The 17,379-nt window shown below is 59.8% G+C and carries 19 protein-coding genes and 2 pseudogenes; 10 read left to right on the forward strand and 11 right to left on the reverse strand.

The features are described from left to right. Positions 1 to 52: 52 nt before the first annotated feature. Positions 53 to 541 carry an N-acetyltransferase gene (locus DW823_RS07025; RefSeq protein ID WP_118081363.1) on the reverse strand — a complete coding sequence of 163 codons (489 nt, stop codon included), beginning with the start codon at positions 539 to 541 and terminating at the stop codon, positions 53 to 55. A gap of 77 nt (positions 542 to 618) precedes the next feature. Between DW823_RS07025 and DW823_RS07030 the strand changes: the two genes are divergently transcribed. Beyond that, positions 619 to 915, forward strand: coding sequence for a hypothetical protein (locus DW823_RS07030; protein WP_118081365.1), 297 nt, complete (start codon positions 619 to 621; stop codon positions 913 to 915). A gap of 48 nt (positions 916 to 963) precedes the next feature. On the opposite strand, the gene DW823_RS07035 is transcribed toward DW823_RS07030, so the two are convergent. Both DW823_RS07035 and DW823_RS09810 read right to left on the reverse strand, forming a co-directional pair. Further along, entirely contained in the window at positions 964 to 1,668 is a 705-nt protein-coding gene (locus DW823_RS07035) for a class I SAM-dependent methyltransferase (protein WP_118081367.1), read from the reverse strand. 63 nt (positions 1,669 to 1,731) lie between these two features. Beyond that, entirely contained in the window at positions 1,732 to 1,875 is a 144-nt protein-coding gene (locus DW823_RS09810) for a hypothetical protein (RefSeq protein ID WP_158567291.1), read from the reverse strand. Positions 1,876 to 2,108: 233 nt separating this feature from the next. Here DW823_RS09810 and DW823_RS07040 point away from each other — a divergent pair, with 233 nt between their 5' ends. Continuing rightward, a complete protein-coding gene (locus tag DW823_RS07040; RefSeq protein ID WP_118081369.1) occupies positions 2,109 to 2,510 on the forward strand; it encodes a hypothetical protein in 402 nt (133 codons plus the stop codon). A gap of 128 nt (positions 2,511 to 2,638) precedes the next feature. On the opposite strand, the gene DW823_RS07045 is transcribed toward DW823_RS07040, so the two are convergent. After that, positions 2,639 to 3,454 (reverse strand): putative RNA methyltransferase, encoded by an 816-nt coding sequence (locus DW823_RS07045; RefSeq protein ID WP_118081371.1) that lies wholly within the window; start codon positions 3,452 to 3,454, stop codon positions 2,639 to 2,641. A gap of 178 nt (positions 3,455 to 3,632) precedes the next feature. Between DW823_RS07045 and DW823_RS07050 the strand changes: the two genes are divergently transcribed. Continuing rightward, on the forward strand, positions 3,633 to 5,015 hold the full coding sequence (locus DW823_RS07050) for an MATE family efflux transporter (protein ID WP_118081373.1): 1,383 nt from the start codon (positions 3,633 to 3,635) through the stop codon (positions 5,013 to 5,015). 27 nt (positions 5,016 to 5,042) lie between these two features. Here the strand turns inward: DW823_RS07050 and DW823_RS07055 are convergent, their stop codons facing one another. Next, a complete protein-coding gene (locus DW823_RS07055; RefSeq protein WP_118081375.1) occupies positions 5,043 to 5,909 on the reverse strand; it encodes a LysR family transcriptional regulator in 867 nt (288 codons plus the stop codon). Between the two features lie 158 nt (positions 5,910 to 6,067). Between DW823_RS07055 and DW823_RS07060 the strand changes: the two genes are divergently transcribed. Continuing rightward, the gene (locus tag DW823_RS07060; RefSeq protein WP_118081377.1) at positions 6,068 to 6,970 is read left to right on the forward strand and encodes a DMT family transporter; all 903 of its coding nucleotides are present in this window, start codon (positions 6,068 to 6,070) and stop codon (positions 6,968 to 6,970) included. Positions 6,971 to 7,058: 88 nt separating this feature from the next. Beyond that, positions 7,059 to 7,784 carry a uracil-DNA glycosylase gene (locus tag DW823_RS07065; protein ID WP_118081379.1) on the forward strand — a complete coding sequence of 242 codons (726 nt, stop codon included), beginning with the start codon at positions 7,059 to 7,061 and terminating at the stop codon, positions 7,782 to 7,784. 50 nt (positions 7,785 to 7,834) lie between these two features. Here the strand turns inward: DW823_RS07065 and DW823_RS07070 are convergent, their stop codons facing one another. The 3 genes from DW823_RS07070 to DW823_RS07080 all read right to left on the reverse strand — a co-directional run bounded on the left by DW823_RS07070 (position 7,835) and on the right by DW823_RS07080 (position 11,017). Beyond that, positions 7,835 to 8,515 carry an SDR family NAD(P)-dependent oxidoreductase gene (locus DW823_RS07070; protein ID WP_118081381.1) on the reverse strand — a complete coding sequence of 227 codons (681 nt, stop codon included), beginning with the start codon at positions 8,513 to 8,515 and terminating at the stop codon, positions 7,835 to 7,837. A 9-nt stretch (positions 8,516 to 8,524) separates the two neighbouring features. Then, a complete protein-coding gene (locus tag DW823_RS07075; protein WP_022093974.1) occupies positions 8,525 to 9,247 on the reverse strand; it encodes a VUT family protein in 723 nt (240 codons plus the stop codon). Positions 9,248 to 9,403: 156 nt separating this feature from the next. After that, a complete protein-coding gene (locus tag DW823_RS07080; RefSeq protein WP_118081383.1) occupies positions 9,404 to 11,017 on the reverse strand; it encodes a peptide chain release factor 3 in 1,614 nt (537 codons plus the stop codon). Between the two features lie 566 nt (positions 11,018 to 11,583). On the opposite strand from DW823_RS07080, the gene DW823_RS07085 reads away from it, so the two are divergent. The 5 genes and pseudogenes from DW823_RS07085 to DW823_RS10065 all read left to right on the forward strand — a co-directional run. Then, on the forward strand, positions 11,584 to 11,964 hold the full coding sequence (locus tag DW823_RS07085) for a GntR family transcriptional regulator (protein ID WP_118081385.1): 381 nt from the start codon (positions 11,584 to 11,586) through the stop codon (positions 11,962 to 11,964). Between the two features lie 23 nt (positions 11,965 to 11,987). Beyond that, positions 11,988 to 12,869 carry an ABC transporter ATP-binding protein gene (locus tag DW823_RS07090; RefSeq protein WP_118081387.1) on the forward strand — a complete coding sequence of 294 codons (882 nt, stop codon included), beginning with the start codon at positions 11,988 to 11,990 and terminating at the stop codon, positions 12,867 to 12,869. After that, positions 12,866 to 13,564 carry an ABC-2 transporter permease gene (locus tag DW823_RS07095; RefSeq protein ID WP_118081389.1) on the forward strand — a complete coding sequence of 233 codons (699 nt, stop codon included), beginning with the start codon at positions 12,866 to 12,868 and terminating at the stop codon, positions 13,562 to 13,564. The genes DW823_RS07090 and DW823_RS07095 overlap by 4 nt, the downstream gene beginning before the upstream one ends. A gap of 273 nt (positions 13,565 to 13,837) precedes the next feature. Then, a pseudogene (locus DW823_RS10060) lies at positions 13,838 to 14,251 on the forward strand (EamA family transporter); the annotation flags it as partial. Between the two features lie 57 nt (positions 14,252 to 14,308). Next, positions 14,309 to 14,713, forward strand: a pseudogene (locus DW823_RS10065) (EamA family transporter); the annotation flags it as partial. A 94-nt stretch (positions 14,714 to 14,807) separates the two neighbouring features. Here the strand turns inward: DW823_RS10065 and DW823_RS07105 are convergent. The 3 genes from DW823_RS07105 to DW823_RS09815 form a co-directional block, all read right to left on the reverse strand. Continuing rightward, positions 14,808 to 16,112, reverse strand: coding sequence for a chloride channel protein (locus DW823_RS07105; protein WP_117769864.1), 1,305 nt, complete (start codon positions 16,110 to 16,112; stop codon positions 14,808 to 14,810). Between the two features lie 125 nt (positions 16,113 to 16,237). After that, the gene (locus DW823_RS07110; protein ID WP_118081393.1) at positions 16,238 to 16,771 is read right to left on the reverse strand and encodes a TIGR00730 family Rossman fold protein; all 534 of its coding nucleotides are present in this window, start codon (positions 16,769 to 16,771) and stop codon (positions 16,238 to 16,240) included. 33 nt (positions 16,772 to 16,804) lie between these two features. Further along, positions 16,805 to 17,230 carry a potassium channel family protein gene (locus tag DW823_RS09815; RefSeq protein ID WP_158567292.1) on the reverse strand — a complete coding sequence of 142 codons (426 nt, stop codon included), beginning with the start codon at positions 17,228 to 17,230 and terminating at the stop codon, positions 16,805 to 16,807. Between the last annotated feature and the right edge of the window lie 149 nt (positions 17,231 to 17,379).

Here is a 17,379-nt window from a genome sequence, read left to right on the forward strand (position 1 = left end):
CCCACCCGGGGCCATTTTCGTTCGTGCGAATTGTTGATACACGCCCTCGCTCTTACGCCTCGCGCAGCCAGTCAAACGCAACACGCGGCGTGCCGTCCGACACGTACACGACGCCGGCACGCTCAAACCCCGCCTTGAGGCTCGCCCCCTGCATGGGCAGGTTGTCCTGATGCGTGTCGATACGCAGGTGATCGGCACGCTCTTTGGCAAAGGCAAACATCGCGGCCGTGATACCGTGCGCGGTGCCGTCGGACGCCACGCGGTGCAGCACGGCGTATGGAGTGTCGCTGCGCCATTGCCCGTCCTCAATTACGTCATAGCACTCATCCGGACCAGGCAAAAAGGCAAACGTCGCCACCACGCGACCGTCGACTTCGCACACATAGCTGCCACCAGCGGCAATATCGGCAGCCAGCTGCTCGGCAGAAGGCGTGCCCTCGGGCCACTGCGTGGCGTTGCCATGCGCGCGCATAAAGGCGCGGGCCGCGTCATAGATAGCCATGACAGCGGGAATGTCGGTATCGAGGGTTTTTCTGATCATCACGCGGCGACCTCACGTTTATTGGTATCACTTTGATTGAGCAATGATACCAACGTTTGGAGAAGGGCGCGAAGCAGATGGGAAGCAAAAAGCGAGCCGCCTGGTCAAAGGCCAAAAGCGAGTTTTTGAGCGCTGCTACCGGCGGCGATATGAGCGACCTGTTTGCACGCGAGGACGAGCGCCGCGACGCCCTGGACGCCGAGCGCGATGAAGCCTGGCGCTACAAATCGTGCGAGCGCAAAAACCGTTACGACACGCGCGCCGAGGCCGAGGCAGTTATGGCCGACTGCGAAAACCGCGGACGCCGCGGGCTGGCCTGCTACAAATGCGAATACTGCGGCGGCTGGCACTTGACGTCGCACCCTTGGAAATAGGCGCCGCATCGGCACGGCATTGACGGAGCGCCAGCCATCGCACGCAAGCTACGGGCGCGGCGGCACCAACACATCGTAGCGAACGGCCTTGCCCGCAAGTTGATAGCTCGGCTTAACGCCGGCAAGCAGCGGCCCCTTCACCGGCCGCTTGATAACGACCTTGCGCGGGCGCGCCGCAAGCGCAGCTTCGACCAGCGTCTCCTCATCGGCGCACGGCTGCTCCAGATGGTGCAAGAGTTGGAACTTCTTTTTCACCGCCGCGCTCTTGGTGCGTTCGGGAAACATGGGATCCAGATATACCACGTCGGGGGCGGCAAGCTCGCCCCGCCCGATCAGCTCAGCCGTATGGCGAAGGCCGGCAATGCTGTCCTCGCCCGCATGTAAGCGCATGCGCGACACGGCAGCCGCAAGCGCCGGATCATCTGCCGCGCGATCCAGAGCATCCTTGAGCAGCGCCGCGATCACGCAATCCTGCTCATACAGATCGACGGTAAAGCCCGCGGCCGCCAACAGCAGCGAATCCTCGCCAAAGCCTGCCGTGGCATCAATCGCCCATGGGCACTCGATGCCTTTTGCGCGCGCAGCCTTTACCAACAGCTCTTGCTGCAGACGGCCCTGCTTGAGCCGCGGAAGCATGCGGTCAAAATCGGCACGCAGCTCCATCGTGCCGTCGGTGAGCGTGAGGCCCTCGGACTTCCCGATCAGCTCAAGCCCCGCGGCCCGAGCAACAGAAAAGGGATCGACGACGCCCATGGGCACTCCTTAGCAAGCAAAACGAATACGCGAGTGCCGTTTATGCCAGCACCCAACCGTCCGCTATTGTCCCACATGCGACATGGCCCACAGCATCGCAATGCAAAGCACCGCCATCAATCCCGTGCACACGGCAGCGATCACAGAATCACCCATGTGCCTTCCCAACGACTGCGGCTCACGCACTTGCCCTGCTCCGTACATCATGACTCCTCCTTGAGACCAGCTCCTTGTTACGGCCTCATCATCGCAGCGCCGCACATGGGCTGCCATCGATTTGGCTTACGTCCAGCTTTCCTTTTTGAAAGGTTGGGGTGGGCTGCGCGGGGTCAAAGCGCTTTCAGGCGCATGCATCGCCGCGTTGAACTACAATGTGCTTCACCATATGTGCAGCACATGGGGTACGTCAGATTGACGTACTCGTATCGAAAGGACCAGCCATGAGTTCCGCTCGCAAGACTCTCAAAATCCTTGCCCTCGTCTACTTTGTTTTGGGCATCGCCAGCCTCGTCATCGCCGGCGTCGGCATCGCGACCGGCAACCTCGATTCCACGTACGGGTCGAACGCCATGCTCGCCGCGGTCGTGCTGGTCGCCAAGGGCCTCATCGATCTCGCCGCGGGCGTTGCGGGCATCAAGGGCGCCAACAAGCCTTCGCAGGTGGATGGTGCGTTTAAGCTCGGCATCGTTGCCGCAATCGCCACGATTGCGCAGGCCGCGCTCACGCTTCCCGCGCTCGGCGGCAGCTCCGTCAATATCGTCGCCTTTGTCATCGTGGTCTACGACCTGTTCTTTGTTCAGCAGGCACACGCCGTTAAGGCCGAGAACAAGGACCGCCTGTAAGCGCTCGCTTCTCATAACCTCTGCAGCCAAGCAACTAAAAAGGGCCGATCGCGCATCTCCGCGGTCGGCCCTTTACGTTTGCCCAGACAAAACCTACCAAAACAAACCTGTCCCTTTTTGGCAGGTTGTTAGCTGTGGCGGTACTCGGCGATGATGAAGTCGATGTCGGTTTGAAGGGTATCCAGGTTTGCCAAGCGCTCTTTGTCGGCAGGGCGCGTGCGGTAGTAGTACGGCGTCATCTGGAACACCGCCTCGATGTCGGCCTGGGTCTGGAGCGTAATGTTCGCAGACACCCGCTGCGTTCCGATTAACTCAAGCTCGGTAGTCTGCGGCAGCTTCTCGTCGTTAAGGTACGGCGTATCGTAGAGCACTTCCTTAAGCCCAAACAGATGACGGGCACCCGGCACCACGGTGTAGAGCGAGCCCTCCGGCGCCAGCACGCGGGCAAACTCGCGCTCGTTAAAGGGAGCGAAGAGCTCGGTCACCATATCGAAGGCGCCATCGGCCACAGGGATGTCCTTCATGTTGGCTACGAAATAGGTCGCATCGTCGCGCTTGGCGGCCAGGCGCACCATCTCTTTGCCCAGGTCAAAGCCGTAAGCATCCACGCCCGGCACCGCACCCATGGCGCTGGTGTAATAGCCCTCGCCACAGCAAATATCGAGCAACGTCATGGGGCAGTTCGTAGACGCGGCACGTCCAGACACCCGCTCGCGCACCAGCTCGACCATCGCATCGCGCAACGGCGCATAGTAACCGCGGTTCAGAAAGTCGCGACGGCTGCGTGCCTGCGACTTGGGATCGCCCATGGAGTCGCCGCTCTTGGACGAGCGCAGGAGATAGTGATAGCCCTCGCGCGCACGGTCAAACCGGTGCCCACCCGCGCATGCAGCACCGCGTTCGTCATCCACCAGCGGCTCATGGCAAACGGGACACAACAACATGGCAACTCCTTAGCGCGAACAACACAACGCCCACCATTGTCGCACGCCTTCCCCGCCTAGTCATTGGGGACGTTCTTGAATGAGTAATCGTTTTAGAACGTCCCCAATGACTAGTCGATTAGGAGTATCATCGTCTGCGCAAATAAGCACGATATAGCATGTTAGAGATTGAGAGCGTATGGCTGATACCGCATCTAAGCACATCGATATGACCACCGGCTCGCTGTGGCGCAATATTCCCCTGTTCGCCTTCCCCGTGGCCGCCACGAGCATCTTGGAGCAGCTGTCGAACCTCATCGCCACGGTCATCATCGGCAACTTCTCGGGCGACCAGGGAACCCTCGCCATGGCGGCGGTCGGCTCCAATGTTCCGCTTACCAGTCTTATGCTCAACCTGTTTATTGGCATGTCGCTTGGCTCCAACGTGGTCATCGCCAACGCTATCGGCCGCAACGATCAGAATATGGTCAACCGCGCCGTCCATACCTCGATTTTAATGGCGCTCGTGGGTTTTATCGTCATCGCGCTGGGCGAGATCTTTGCCGAGCCCATGCTCGCCGCCCTCAACGTTCCCGCCGAAACCATGCCGCTCGCTTCGCTCTACCTGCGCGTCTTTTTGCTGAGCATGCCCTCGATCTTGCTCTACAACTTTGAGGCTGCGATCTTCCGCTCCGTCGGCATCACCCGCATGCCGCTGCAGGCGCTTGCCGTGTCCACCGTCCTCAACATTGGCCTGGACCTCATCTTTGTCCCCGTACTCCACTGGGGTGTCGCGGGCGTCGCCATCGCCACCGCCATCGCCTACACCGTCAGCGCCGCTACGCTCTTTATCCGCCTGCTCAAGACCGACTCCGTCGTCCGCGTCACCCCGCGCGACTTAGGCTTAGACCCCGTCGCCCTCAAGCGCATCGTCAAGATCGGCCTGCCCGCCGGCATCCAAAGCGCCGTCTTTGCCGTCGCCAACATCATCATCCAGTCTGCCATCAACAGCCTGGGCACCGAGGTCATGGCGGCATCGAGCGCCGCCATGAGCTTGGAGTACGTGTGCTACAACTTGCTCAACAGCTTTAGCCAGGCTTGCACCACCTTTGTGGGACAAAACCACGGCGCCCGCCAGATCGACCGCTGCACCAAGACGCTCAAGGTTTGCCTGGTCGAAGGCGGTATCGTTGCACTCACCACAATTATCGTTATTGTCGGCCTGGGGCGCGAAATCTTGTCGCTCTTTAACAGCGATCCCAACATCGTCTCGATCGGCTATATCCGCGTGTGTTCGATCTTCCCGGCGTACGCCTTTAGCATGTTCTACGAAAACATGTCCGGCTACCTACGCGGCTTTGGTATCTCGCTCACGCCCGCCCTCATCACCATGATCTGCGTCTGCGGCATCCGCTTCTATTGGGTGTTCTGCGTGTTCCCGCACTTCCGCACCTTTGCGAACATCATGATGGTCTACCCCATCAGCCTGGGCACCACGGCGTTCTTTATGGTCGTGGCGGTACTACTCTGCCACCCGGCACGCACCTATCGCGCCACCCAAGCCAAAGCGACAGCCCGCTAAACACCGCACTCAACGCCACGCTAGTCATTAATTGACAATATGCGAGCTCATATAGTCGATAAAGCGCCTCGTGGCGATAGGCATGGTGTCCCAGCTGCGCCAGGCTGCCACTACGTCGCGCGAGGGTGCGTGCACGATGGGCCGCACACAAATATCGGCTCGCATGCCCTCCACAGTACGACGGTAGAGCATGCTCACGCCTAGGCCCTCCTCCACCATCGCCATGATGGTGTAGTCGTCAGTCACCTCACTCGTCACGTGCGGTGACAGCCCATGCATTGCGAATGCATCGAGCACCAGGCTCTGTTCGCCCTCATCCAGCAGTACAAACGGCTCGGACGCCAGGTCGGCGAGCGTCACCCTTTCCTTTGCCGTCAGCGGATGCGCGGCCGGCAACAGCGCCACCAACTCATCGTGATAGACCACGCGCTTCTGAAGCCCCGTGGTAAATCCGCGTGCCGTAAAGCAAAAGTCAACCACGCCATCGTGCACCCACTGGGCGTTGCGCGTGTAATCACCCTGCTTGAGGGTAAAGCGTACGCCCGGGTGCAGCGCACCAAAGTCGCGGATCACACGCGGCAGCACGGTACGACTCACGTTGGTGAACGTCGCAATACGAATATCAGTCGAAGAGAGCCCCAGCAGCTCCTGGCGCTTGCCCTCAAGCTCGGCCTCGGCGGTCACAATCTGGCGCAGGAACGGCAGGTACTGTTTGCCGTCGCGCGTAAGCGACACACCCTGCTTGCCGCGCTCGATAAGCGTGGTACCCAGCTCGCGCTCGAGCGCCTTGACGGCCTGGCTCACCGCGCTTTGTGTGTAGCCCAGCTCGTCCGCTGCACGTTTCAGACTGCCGCAATCGACCACCATACAAACAATCTGATACCGCGATGCCATCGTGCCTCCACATCAATGCAGCCGTAAAACGTTTTGCCAGCGCTTTTCGCACCTACTTTAGCATTTCTTAATCATACTGAAGATACATTCGCTTTACTACATCCACATCTGAGAGCAGAATCCTTTGTGCGAAACCGTTCTGTAACAAAAGGAGTCCCATGGATCGCAAAAAAGCAATCGCGCTCTCATTTTCCGTTCCCGTCGCATGGGGCTTTTCGTATCCCCTCATGAAGATCGGCATGGACAGCATGAACGCCACGAGCATCGTTGCGCTGCGCTGCATCATCGCCTTTGCGGCCTGTCTGCTGCTCTTCCACAAGCACGCGTTGCGCATCAACCGCGACCTTATGGTTCGCGCCGCCATCATCGGTGCCATCATGGCATCCGAGCTCACGTGCATGTGCCTGGGCTCCAGCCTCACCTCCGCCTCCACCGCCGGCTTTTTGCAGAGCCTGACAGTCGTAATCGTGCCGTTTGCCAACGCAGCCCTGCTGCGTCGCGCCCCCGAGCGCAAGGTGCTCGTCGGCACCGCCATCGTCACCTGCGGCATGCTGCTGCTCTCGGGCGCCGACTTTACCAGCCTGAATCCCGGCGCAATCATCATGCTGCTCTCGGCTTTTATCTATGCCAGCCACATTATCGTGGCCAAGCGCTTTGTCGAGGAAGTCGATCCGCTTGCTCTGGGCGTTTGGCAGCTGGGCTTCGGCGGCTTATTCTCGGGTATCGCCGCATTCACCTTTGGCGGTTTCACGCTTCCCGGCACGCCTAGCGAGATTGTCGTTGTCGTCGCGCTCGCACTCATCTGCTCTGCCTATGGCTTTATCACCCAAACGCTCGTGCAGCCCCACGTGCCTGCCGAGACCACCGGCTTCGCCTTCTCGCTCGAGCCGGTCTGCTCCGCCGTCTTCTCGTTCTTCCTGGTCGGCGAGGTTCTGAGCCCCATCGCCTTCTTTGGCGCCGCCCTCATCCTAACCGGCGTCATGGTGGCAACCGTCGAGCTTCCGCGCCTTCGCGCACATGGACACACCCGTATGGCAGGAGCGCCCGAGCACGTCTCGTAGGCCCCGTTCTTCATACAGCCGTGTCATAAAGGCAACCGGTGCGCCTTTACAATAGATGCCAACAGAGCATCTACCATAAAGGAGCCCCATGGACACCGCAACCCGCGACCACAACATAGCAACTTGGTTGGGCGATGCGCCGCAGCCGGTACGTGACACTACGAACCAGCTGCTCGAGCGTATCGCCCTTTTGCGTGCCGAGCAGACCATCTACCCGGCACAAGACGACATCCTCAATGCCCTCGCCTACACGCCGGCCGACCAGGTCAAGGTTGTCATCTTGGGTCAAGATCCCTATCACGGACCCAACCAGGCAATGGGGCTGTCGTTTTCGGTCCCCACGACGCAAACCAAGTTGCCGCCGAGCCTGCGCAACATCTATAAGGAACTCAAAGCCGATCTGGGTTGCCCCATTCCCGCCACGGGAGACCTAACACCATGGGCACAACAGGGCGTCCTGCTCCTCAACACCACGCTCACCGTGCGCGAGCATGCCGCGAACTCGCACGCCAAACTGGGCTGGAGCACGCTCACCGACTACGTTATCGAACGCTGCTGCCAGCTGCCCCAGCCGGTAGTCTTTTTGGCATGGGGTCGCTTTGCCCAGCAGATGGTCGAAGGCAAGCTCGTCGCAGTCGGCGCGGGCAAGGCAACCGACAAGTTCTGTCTGGCCTCCACGCACCCCTCGCCGCTTTCGGCCAACCGTGCCACGGCAGAACTCCCCGCCTTTATGGGGTCGCGTCCCTTCTCGGCAGCCAATCGGCTACTCGAACAGCACAGCTCGACCCCCGTCAACTGGACTTGCCTCGGCTAAAAATCGATATATCAAAAACGCGCCCGACGGCTTTCCATCGGGCGCGTTTCCTATTCGGGCCAAATAAATTGCGTGCGGCCGGCCTCGCCGCCATCGATCAACAGACTCTGTCCGGTCATAAACCGATTGGTCACGCCCACAAAGTAGATCCACTCGGCGATCTCTTGGGCGGTGGCCCAGCGCTTAAGCGGCGTGAGCTCCATAATCTGGTTCCACAGGTGTTCGTCTTCCATCACGCAACGGTTGAGCGGCGTGATAACGCCGCCCGGGTCCACACTGTTGGCGATGGCCTGCGGTGCCAGGCGGTTTGCAAGGTTCTTGGTGTAGGCGATAACGCCGCCCTTGCTGGCGGCATAGACGGGAAACTCCGAACCCGTATGGCCGCTCGCCGAGCCCACATTGACCACGGATTTGATAGCCGGCGCCGGCTTGGCGACAAGCCCCTCCCCCACAAAAGCGTAGCGCTCGGTCACGTTGATGGTGCCACACAGGTTGGCGGCGATATCGTCGGCCGAATCCTGCGTACCGGCGACGTTCACGATCACTTGGGGTTCAAGGTCGCCCGGAAACGAGCCCGGCTTGCAGACATCAACAATCAGATGGCGGTAGCGCTCGTGTTCGATCGCCGCCGGCAGCAGATCAAAGCCCACGACCTCGTGGCCCTCATCCAAAAAGCGCTGCACGCATGTGGCTCCGATACCGCCCGAAGCGCCCGTGATCAAAACCCGCATACTTGCTCCTTAGGCGGTTGCGTGGCGCTCGAGGTACTCGGAACCCACATTCTCGCGCTCCCAGCCGCGCACGACCTTGTAGCCCACGGGGCTTAGGAAGACCTCACACAGCAGCTCGGCAACAGCGCCGGTCAGCGAGCACATAAGGACCTGCACCCAGGTCCAGCCAAAGAACGTGTGGCTTACCACAATGGCAAAGACCAGGTTGTCGATAAACTGGCCAACACCCGTAGACACATAGGAGCGGAAGGCAAAGCTCGCAAAGTTATTCTTTTTGAGCATACGACCGAGCGACTGGTTGAGCGTGGAGTTAACCACGGCAGAAACGAGCATTGCCAGCGAAGAGCCCAGCACCACGTACCAGGTGCCGCCGATGGTGGCGTTAAGGGCAGTGTTGACCTCGATCATGCCCGTGTCGTAGTAGGCGCCCCACATGCCGGGCGTGAGCGAGCATGCCCAAAAGCACAGACTCACGGCCAGATTGACCAGCAGCGCGAGGATAGAGATTTTGATGGATGCCTTGGCGCCAAAGCGCTTGCAGATCATGTCCTGGCACAAAAACGAAACCCAGCTCACCACAAAGCCACAGTCGAGCGCCAGATACGGCAGGCTGATGAGCTCTTTGTTGGCCAGCAGGTTCATCATGATGACGCTCACGAAAAACAGCGAAACCGTTGCCGCGGGAATGCTCCGCAACAGGACCTTGTAGTCCTCCATGACCTTCTTGATCATTATGTACTCCTTTGGTTTTAGGTTTAACGAGCAGGATATCGGACCCGAACTGCTCGGACGCCCCGGTCTTGAGACGACGGTGGGTATGATAGCCGCTCACACGGCATCAGGCAAGCAAACGGCGCGGCAGCCCCGCAGGACCACCGCGCCGATGCGTTAAAAGGCTACGTTGCCAAACTCCGACAGGATAAGGTCGGGGTTGTGGTCGGTTGCCCAATCCACGTTCCACGGGCTCGTGAACAGCAGCAGCTTGCCGCCGCGCATGTCCTCGACGCGCAGCGTGTCGCGCGTGAGCGAAAGGCCCGGGATATCGATGGTGTCGGGGTCGTTCTGGATCCAGCGGATGTCCGTATAGGGCAGCGGCTGGCGACGAACCTCAACACGGTACTCGGCCTTGAGACGGCGCTCGAGTACCTCAAACTGCAGCACGCCGACCACGCCCACGATGACGCTCTCCATGCCGGCACCCAGCTCGCGGAAGATCTGGATGGCGCCCTCCTGGGCAAGCTCCTCCATGCCCTTGACGAACTGCTTGCGCTTGAGCGTGTCGACCTGCGTAATGCGAGCGAACATCTCGGGGGCAAACGTCGGGATCTGCGGATACTGCACGTGGCGCTTGCCGGAGCACACGGTGTCGCCGATGCTAAAGATACCCGGATCGAACAGGCCCACGATATCGCCCGCGTACGCCTCGTCCACGATGGCACGGTCATCGGCCATCATCGACGTGCCCGTGGCAAGCTTAAGCTTGCGGTTGCCCTGCACGTGGAAGGCATCCATGCCGCGCTCGAACTTGCCCGAGCAAATGCGCACAAAGGCGATGCGGTCACGGTGGTTCTTGTCCATGTTGGCCTGGATCTTAAACACAAAGCCGCTAAAGTCGTCGCGGCAGGGATCGACCGGCTCGCTGGTGAGCGTATCGGTATAGGCGCGCGGCGTCGGGGCCAGACGCAGAAACTCCTTGAGGAAGGGCTCCACGCCAAAGTTGGTGAGCGCCGAGCCAAAGAACGCCGGGCTCAGCTTGCCGCAGGCCACGGCATCCAAGTCGAGCTCGTCGCCGGCGCCATCGAGCAGCTCGATATCGTCCATCAGGTTCTTATGGTTTTCCTCGCCAATGAGCTCGTCCATGGAAGGATCGCCCAGCTCGGCCTCGACCTCGGCGACCTTCTTGGTGGCGTTAGCGTGGCCGTCGCCCTCAAAGGCAATGACGTGACGAGTCTGGCGATCGAACACGCCGCGGAAGTTGCGGCCGCTGCCGATCGGCCAGTTCATGGGATACGTATTAATGCCCAGGACGTTCTCGATCTCTTCCATGAGCTCAAACGGATCGCGAGCCTCGTGGTCGAGCTTGTTCACAAAGGTAAAGATGGGAATGTGGCGCAGCGTGCAGACCTTAAAGAGCTTTTTGGTCTGGGCCTCGACGCCCTTGGCGCCGTCGATGACCATGACCGCGGCGTCGGCGGCCATAAGGGTACGGTAGGTATCCTCCGAGAAGTCCTGGTGGCCGGGGGTATCGAGGATGTTGACGCAGGCGCCGTTGTAGGTGAACTGCAGCACCGAGGAGGTAACGGAAATGCCGCGCTCCTTCTCGATGTCCATCCAGTCCGAAACGGCATGCTTGGCCGAGCTCTTGCCCTTGACCGAGCCGGCGGTCTGGATGCTGCCGGTATAGAGCAGCAGCTTCTCGGTAAGCGTGGTCTTACCGGCGTCCGGGTGGCTGATGATCGCGAATGTGCGGCGCGACGAGATTTCATCCGACAGGCTTGCCATGCGGATCCTTTCTTGCATTGAGTGCATTACGTCGTTGTAACCGCACTATTGTAGCCGCGAAATCCCGCTCTAGGGCGCCTATCAGGACAAATTCATCAGTCAGAACGTGAACGGCTAGTTATCGAAAGTATTCTGCAGCAGACTGTCTCAATCTGTAACAGCAGAGCTTATTTGCCCCCCCTATCTGTTACAGATTGAGACAAACGAACTTGTCCGCCGGCACAATCTCAATCTGTAACACCTGGCCGCCCAAATTGGGTCTAGCTGTTACAAATCGAGATAAACGGAAAGGCAGGCAGCCAATGTCTCGTTCTGTAACATCTAGCCGCGCAAATCGACTCTTACTGTTACAGATTGAGACAAATAGGCAGGCGGGAAAATAACATCTCAATCTGTAACAGCTGGCGACCAAAAACGGACCCAGATGTTACAGATTGAGATTGTTTTGGAGCAAGCGCGGCGCCGATGGTCTATTCCACATTTAGCTCTTGCATAACTGTGCATAGTGTATATATACTGTGCTTACCGGTTATATACACGTGTAGCCCAACAGCTAAGGAGCCGCTGTGGGCATCATCCTATCCAATTCGAGCGATAAGCCCATCTACGAGCAGATAACCTCGCAGGTCAAAGCTCAGATCTTATCGGGCACGCTCGCTGCGGGAGCCAAACTCCCCAGCATCCGTGCACTCGCGAGCGACCTGGGCGTGAGCGTAATCACCACCAAGCGCGCCTACGCCGACCTAGAGCAACTCGGGTTTATCTGCACCGTGCAGGGCAAGGGCTGCTTTGTCGCCGAGGGCAACCAGGAACTCTTGCGCGAAAACCAGCTCTGCCATATCGAAGAGCTACTTGCGAAAGCGGCGAGCCAAGCCGAAACCCTGGGCGTCACGCGCGACAAACTGCACGAGATGCTCGACCTGGTAGCCCCCGAAACCATGCAGTAGCCATCTGCAAGAAAGGCTATACCATGCAAAACCTTTTAGAACTCAAAGGCATCTCACGCCGTGTGAGCGACCGCTTTTCACTACGCGACGTCACGCTCGCTGTGGAGCCCGGCCAGATCGTTGGCTTTGTAGGCGCAAACGGCGCCGGCAAGACAACGACCATTCGCGCCGCGCTCGGGCTTATAAAGCTCGATGCCGGCGAGGTGCACCTGTTTGGGCAGCGCTGTGGCGCCGACGCGCCCGATGAATCGCAACGCCATCTACGCTCCCGCGTCGGTCTTGTCCTGGACACGTGCCCCTTCCCCTCCACGCTCAGGGTGGGCCAGATCGAGTCGCTCGTAGGCCCGGCGTACCCCACATGGGACCGCGAAACGTTCGCCGGATTCATCAACCGATTTGGCCTCGATCCCAAGACAAAGGTCAAGGACCTCTCCCGCGGCATGGGCATGAAACTGCAGCTTGCCTGTGCACTCAGCCACAATGCCAAGCTGCTCGTTTTGGACGAAGCCACCGCGGGCCTCGATCCCATGGCACGCGAGGAACTGCTTGATGAGCTGCTTGCCTTTGTCGCCGACGGCCAGCACAGCGTGTTACTCTCGAGCCACATTACGTCCGACCTCGATCGCACCGCTGATCGCGTCATCTGCATCGAAAATGGCTCGATTATTTTTGACCTGCCGCGCGAGGACATTACCGACCGCGCCGGCATCGCCCACTGCACCCAAGCACAGGCCGCCGAGCTTATGGCTTGCGTCGAAGGCGCCCGTGCCGCCCACCACGCCTATAGCGTGGACGTGCTCGTGCCCAACCGTCACGAAGCGCTCGAGGCCTTTCCCGAGATTCCCTGCGATCGGGCAACCATTGATGACTATCTTCGCCTCACGCTGAAAGGGGCTTCGAAATGAAACGCGCCCTTATGTCCGAGCTCGCCATCGTTCGCTCGCTTGCCCCAAGCATTGCGGGTGTCGGCTTGTTCATATTCGTCGTGCTGACCCTTGCCAACGCATCGGACGGCGATTCCGGCATGAGCGCTGGCGCCTGCGCGGTCAGTGCCATGTCACCCATCATGGTCATGAGCTCGCTGGCCGGCTTCGACAATCAAAACGGTTGGGAGCGCTACCGGGCAACGCTGCCCTTCTCGCGCAAAGACATCATCCGCGCACGCTACCTGAGCGTTATTGTCTTCTCCGCCGTCATGGCGTGCGCCGCCGCGCTTCTGAGCATCGTCTCCTTCCCGCTCTTCAACAGCGCGGGTATCCCGTTGACGGGACAGATCGTCTTTGAGATTGCAATAGCCTCAGCAGCATCAATGCTCATCTCCCTCATGATGGTGTTTTTGGCGCAGCCGCTGTTCTTTCGATTTGGTCACATGGAGGCGCTGCGCCTATCCGTTGGCCTGTTTGCCCTGCTTGGTTGCGGCACCATGGCCACGCTGAGCTCCTCCAACCCCATCAGCAACTGGCTCATGTCGATTGCCGGAGCGAATCCCGATCCTGCCGTTCTGAGCTGTCTGTGTGCAGGCATCGCCGCACTTGCCCTCGCGCTATGTGCAATCAGCTGCGCCGTCAGCACCAAGGTCTATCGGGCACGCGACCTGTAATCGACAGCCAAAGGGCTTGGGCTGCACGCCACCTCATTTACTAGATAAGACGAAGCAGCGACAACGTCGCTACCGCCCTTCACGGCATGCCGTTTAAATCTTGGCAACCAAAGAGAAGCCGACAGCATATCGACAATTCGAGCCTCAACCAAATAGTTCCCCGGAACATGGCCCCGTCTCGCCGCGGCCATATCAAACCTTCATGGTGGGGCGGTATCCTCATGTCCATAAAACTCGCAGGATAAACCCATTATCCAAGGAGGCACCGCACCCGTGTCGTGGGTTGTCGCAGCATTTGCGTCAGCATTCTTTGCCGGCATCACATCCATCTTGGCCAAATGCGGCATCAAGCAGACCGACTCCGATGTCGCGACGGCCATTCGCACCTGCGTAGTGCTCGTTTTCGCCTGGGCAATGGCGGGCATTTCTGGATCCATTGGAACCATTGGCAGCATCGAACCCAGATCCTGGCTCTTTCTCGTCCTCTCGGGACTCGCTACCGGTGCTTCGTGGATCTGTTACTTTAAGGCGTTGAGCATCGGAAATGTCAATAAGGTCGTACCGGTCGACAAGATGAGCACCGTGCTCGCCGCGCTGGTCGCCATCGCGCTTTTTGACGAGACGAGCAACCTTGCGGTTAAGCTCGTGGGAACCGCTGTCATCACCCTCGGCACGTTTTTAATGATCGAGAAGAAGCAGTCCGCCGAACCCGAGCAGCAGCAAGACCGAACCTGGCTCGCTTACGCCCTCGGCGCCGCCGTGTTCGCGGCACTCACCTCCGTCCTCGCCAAGATCGGCATCGAAGGCGTCGAGTCAAACCTGGCCACGGCAATCCGCACCTGCGTGGTACTGGTTATGGCATGGGCAATCGTGGCAGCCAAGGGAAAACTGGAGCAGGTCGCGCACGTTGACCGGCGCGAACTCACATTTCTCGCAACATCGGGCATCGCGACTGGAGCATCGTGGCTGCTCTATTACTATGCCATCGCTGCAGGCCAGGTGAGTGTCGTGGTGCAGATCGACAAACTATCGATTGTCGTATCGGTGCTATTTGCGCGCCTGGCATTCAACGAAAAACTCTCCCGCCGCAGCGCCATCGGTCTCGTCCTCATCGTACTGGGCACCGCCGCGCTTGCAATTTGGAAGTAGCGCCGATACCGAACGAAATCCAGTCCACCCGCAAATCCGTGACACAGCGCCCGCACCGGACTTGAGATGTTTGTACTGACCGCGCGCTGCCGCGCTACTTGCGCAGCGGCTTGGGCAGTGGAATGCCAGCGGCAATGGCTGCGGCGATGATCATGCAGACGATACCCTTGAGTGGGAAACACATAAGCAGCAGGCCCACAACCATGACAGGCTGGCGCATGACGGCGCCCATCGTCGATGCCGTGCAGACGGCGACGCAAAAGACCGGATCTGCGCCGGTGAGGATGGCAAGGCCATAGCCCAGGCTTACGCCCGAGAAGATAACGGGGAAGAAGTGGCCGCCGCGCCAACCAAGGTTGATGAGGGCGGGCGTCAGCATGGCCTTAACAAGACCGGTCGCGATAAGCACGCCGGCGGGAATGGTGAGGTAGGTCTCCATAAGTACATCGGCCTGGGTCTCGCCGGCAAACATGGTGTAGGGCAAGACCGTGCCGCAGATGGCGAGCGCCAGACCGGCCAGCATGGCCTTGACGACAGGACGCTCCCCTATTGCATGGGACAGCGCCTCGCTCGCGTGCTCCGAGACAAAGTACAGCCAGCCGCAAACGGTGCCAACCAACGCCAGCGGGATGAGCCAGGCAAGCTCCAGGTTGCCCACCTCGGCGGCCTCGAACCTGGGCATGCCCATGCCGCCGCCCATAACCTGGCCGAGCAGCAGATAGGTGCCCAGGCCGCCGGCAATCGCAATACCGTAGACCACAGTCTTCTGTGCCTTGGGCAGTTTGATGGTGATCTCGCCGGACGCGGACCCATCGCCGGCGTCTTCGCCCTGGCCGTCGGCGCTACCGGCGAGCGGCGCCACAAAGCCAAAGACGGGCGCGGTAAAGAGCGCCGTCAGCGCGGCCTGGGTGCCCAACAGCGTGAGCTCCCTGAACTCGGCGCCAAAGCGGCGCATGCGGTCGCCGACCCAGCTGCACAGACCCGCGATAACGCCGGTCAGGCCGGCCTCCGGTCCAATACTTCCGCCAAACAGCAGCGGCAGCAATGCCGCGAGCGAAAGCTTGCCCAGGTTGTCGTACGGGTAGCGCCCGTCTTGCTTAACCTTAGCCATCACCTGGTTGAGGTCGTCGGTCTTGGTGCCCGTAAGCTTTTCGTACAGGCCGATCAGCAGGCCGCCCAGCAGGCAGACGAAAAACGGATACGGCAGAAAACCGAACGGGCCGCTGGCGAGTTCGGGCGACGCCGCGCCCAGCATGTGGGGGATCTCGGTCCACAGATAGTCGATACCGTGCTCCATCGCAAAAAAGAACAGCCAGACCGCGGCACCTGCGAACGCACCGGTCACGGCAACGCTAACTAAAAACAGCACGCGGTTTGTGGGTTTGGCAAGGTTGTCCATCGGGTCCTCCCGCGGTCAAAGTCGACATAGTTATGTTTTATTGTAGAGCGAGCGTTGCCCGAACGAGCCAACCATCCACGCCGCGAACGGCACCATTGGGAGCCATAGTGGGGCAGGCTCAAAGCTTATCCGTTGATAATCGAGGCAATCTCGCGCAAATCGTCGGCAAAGTAGATGCCGTGCTGACGCCTTGGGCTCGAAAGCCCTTTATCAATCATGTGCCCGAGCAGCGCCTTGAGGTCGTTGTAGTAACCGTCCAGGTTATACAGGATGCACGGAGCACTCAGGTGCCCCAACGACACCGCGGACATGACCTCGGCAATCTCCTCGAGCGTGCCCGTCCCACCGGGAAAGGCAATGAACGCATCGCCGAGCTCAATCATCTTGGCCTTGCGCTCCGCCATATCGCTCGTCACGATAAGGTCGTCGATACCGTCATGTTGAAACTCGGCCTCGATAAAAAAGCTCGGCTCAACACCCGTCACGTGTCCACCCGCCTCGAGTACGCCATCGGCGAGCGCACCCATCAGGCCCGATTTGGACCCGCCGTATACCAGCGCGTGCCCGTTGGCGCCAATCCAGTTGCCCAGCTCCTGCACCGCGGGCAGAAACGCCGGGTCATTGCCAGTGTTGGCACCCAGGTACACGGTGATGTTCATATTTGCCCCCTGCTGTGGCGCGCGACGTTCGTCTTAGCGCTGGCGTCGACGATACTCGCGCACGCGACGCGAAAGATCGGCAAGCTCGTCGCGATCGAGCTCTTCCAAATGCTCCAGATCGTCCATAAAGCGCGCCATGGTGTCCTTTTGGCGCAGCTTGATGAGCGTATTGCAGTAGTTCACCGCCACACCCGTGAGCATGGCAATGTAGAAGATGCTGATGACGCTCAGGACGACGGTAATAGCACGGGCGACCGGCGTTTCGGCCGGGATATCGCCAAAGCCGATGGTCGAGACGGTCTCAAAGCTAAACCAGAGGCCATCGCCAAACGTAAGGGTCGTGGGCTCGGACAGCCAGACAGCCGTCGAGCACAGCAGATAGAAGATGAGGAACAGGCCCGTGATACGCACGAAACCGGCCTGGCGCAAAACATCAGCAAGCGTCCTGAGCTTTTTCATCGCGACCCCTTTTCTCAGACGTCCAATCACATTCGCTCGGTATTGTCCCACGCCTCTCCCGCAAACGAAACTAGTCATTGGGGACGTTCTTAAATGACTAGTCAAACAAGAACGTCCCCAATGACTACCAGCTGCCGCCTGGGCAGGCT

Origin of the sequence: Collinsella sp. AM34-10, from assembly GCF_003469185.1 — a bacterium.
Lineage (GTDB): Bacteria > Actinomycetota > Coriobacteriia > Coriobacteriales > Coriobacteriaceae > Collinsella.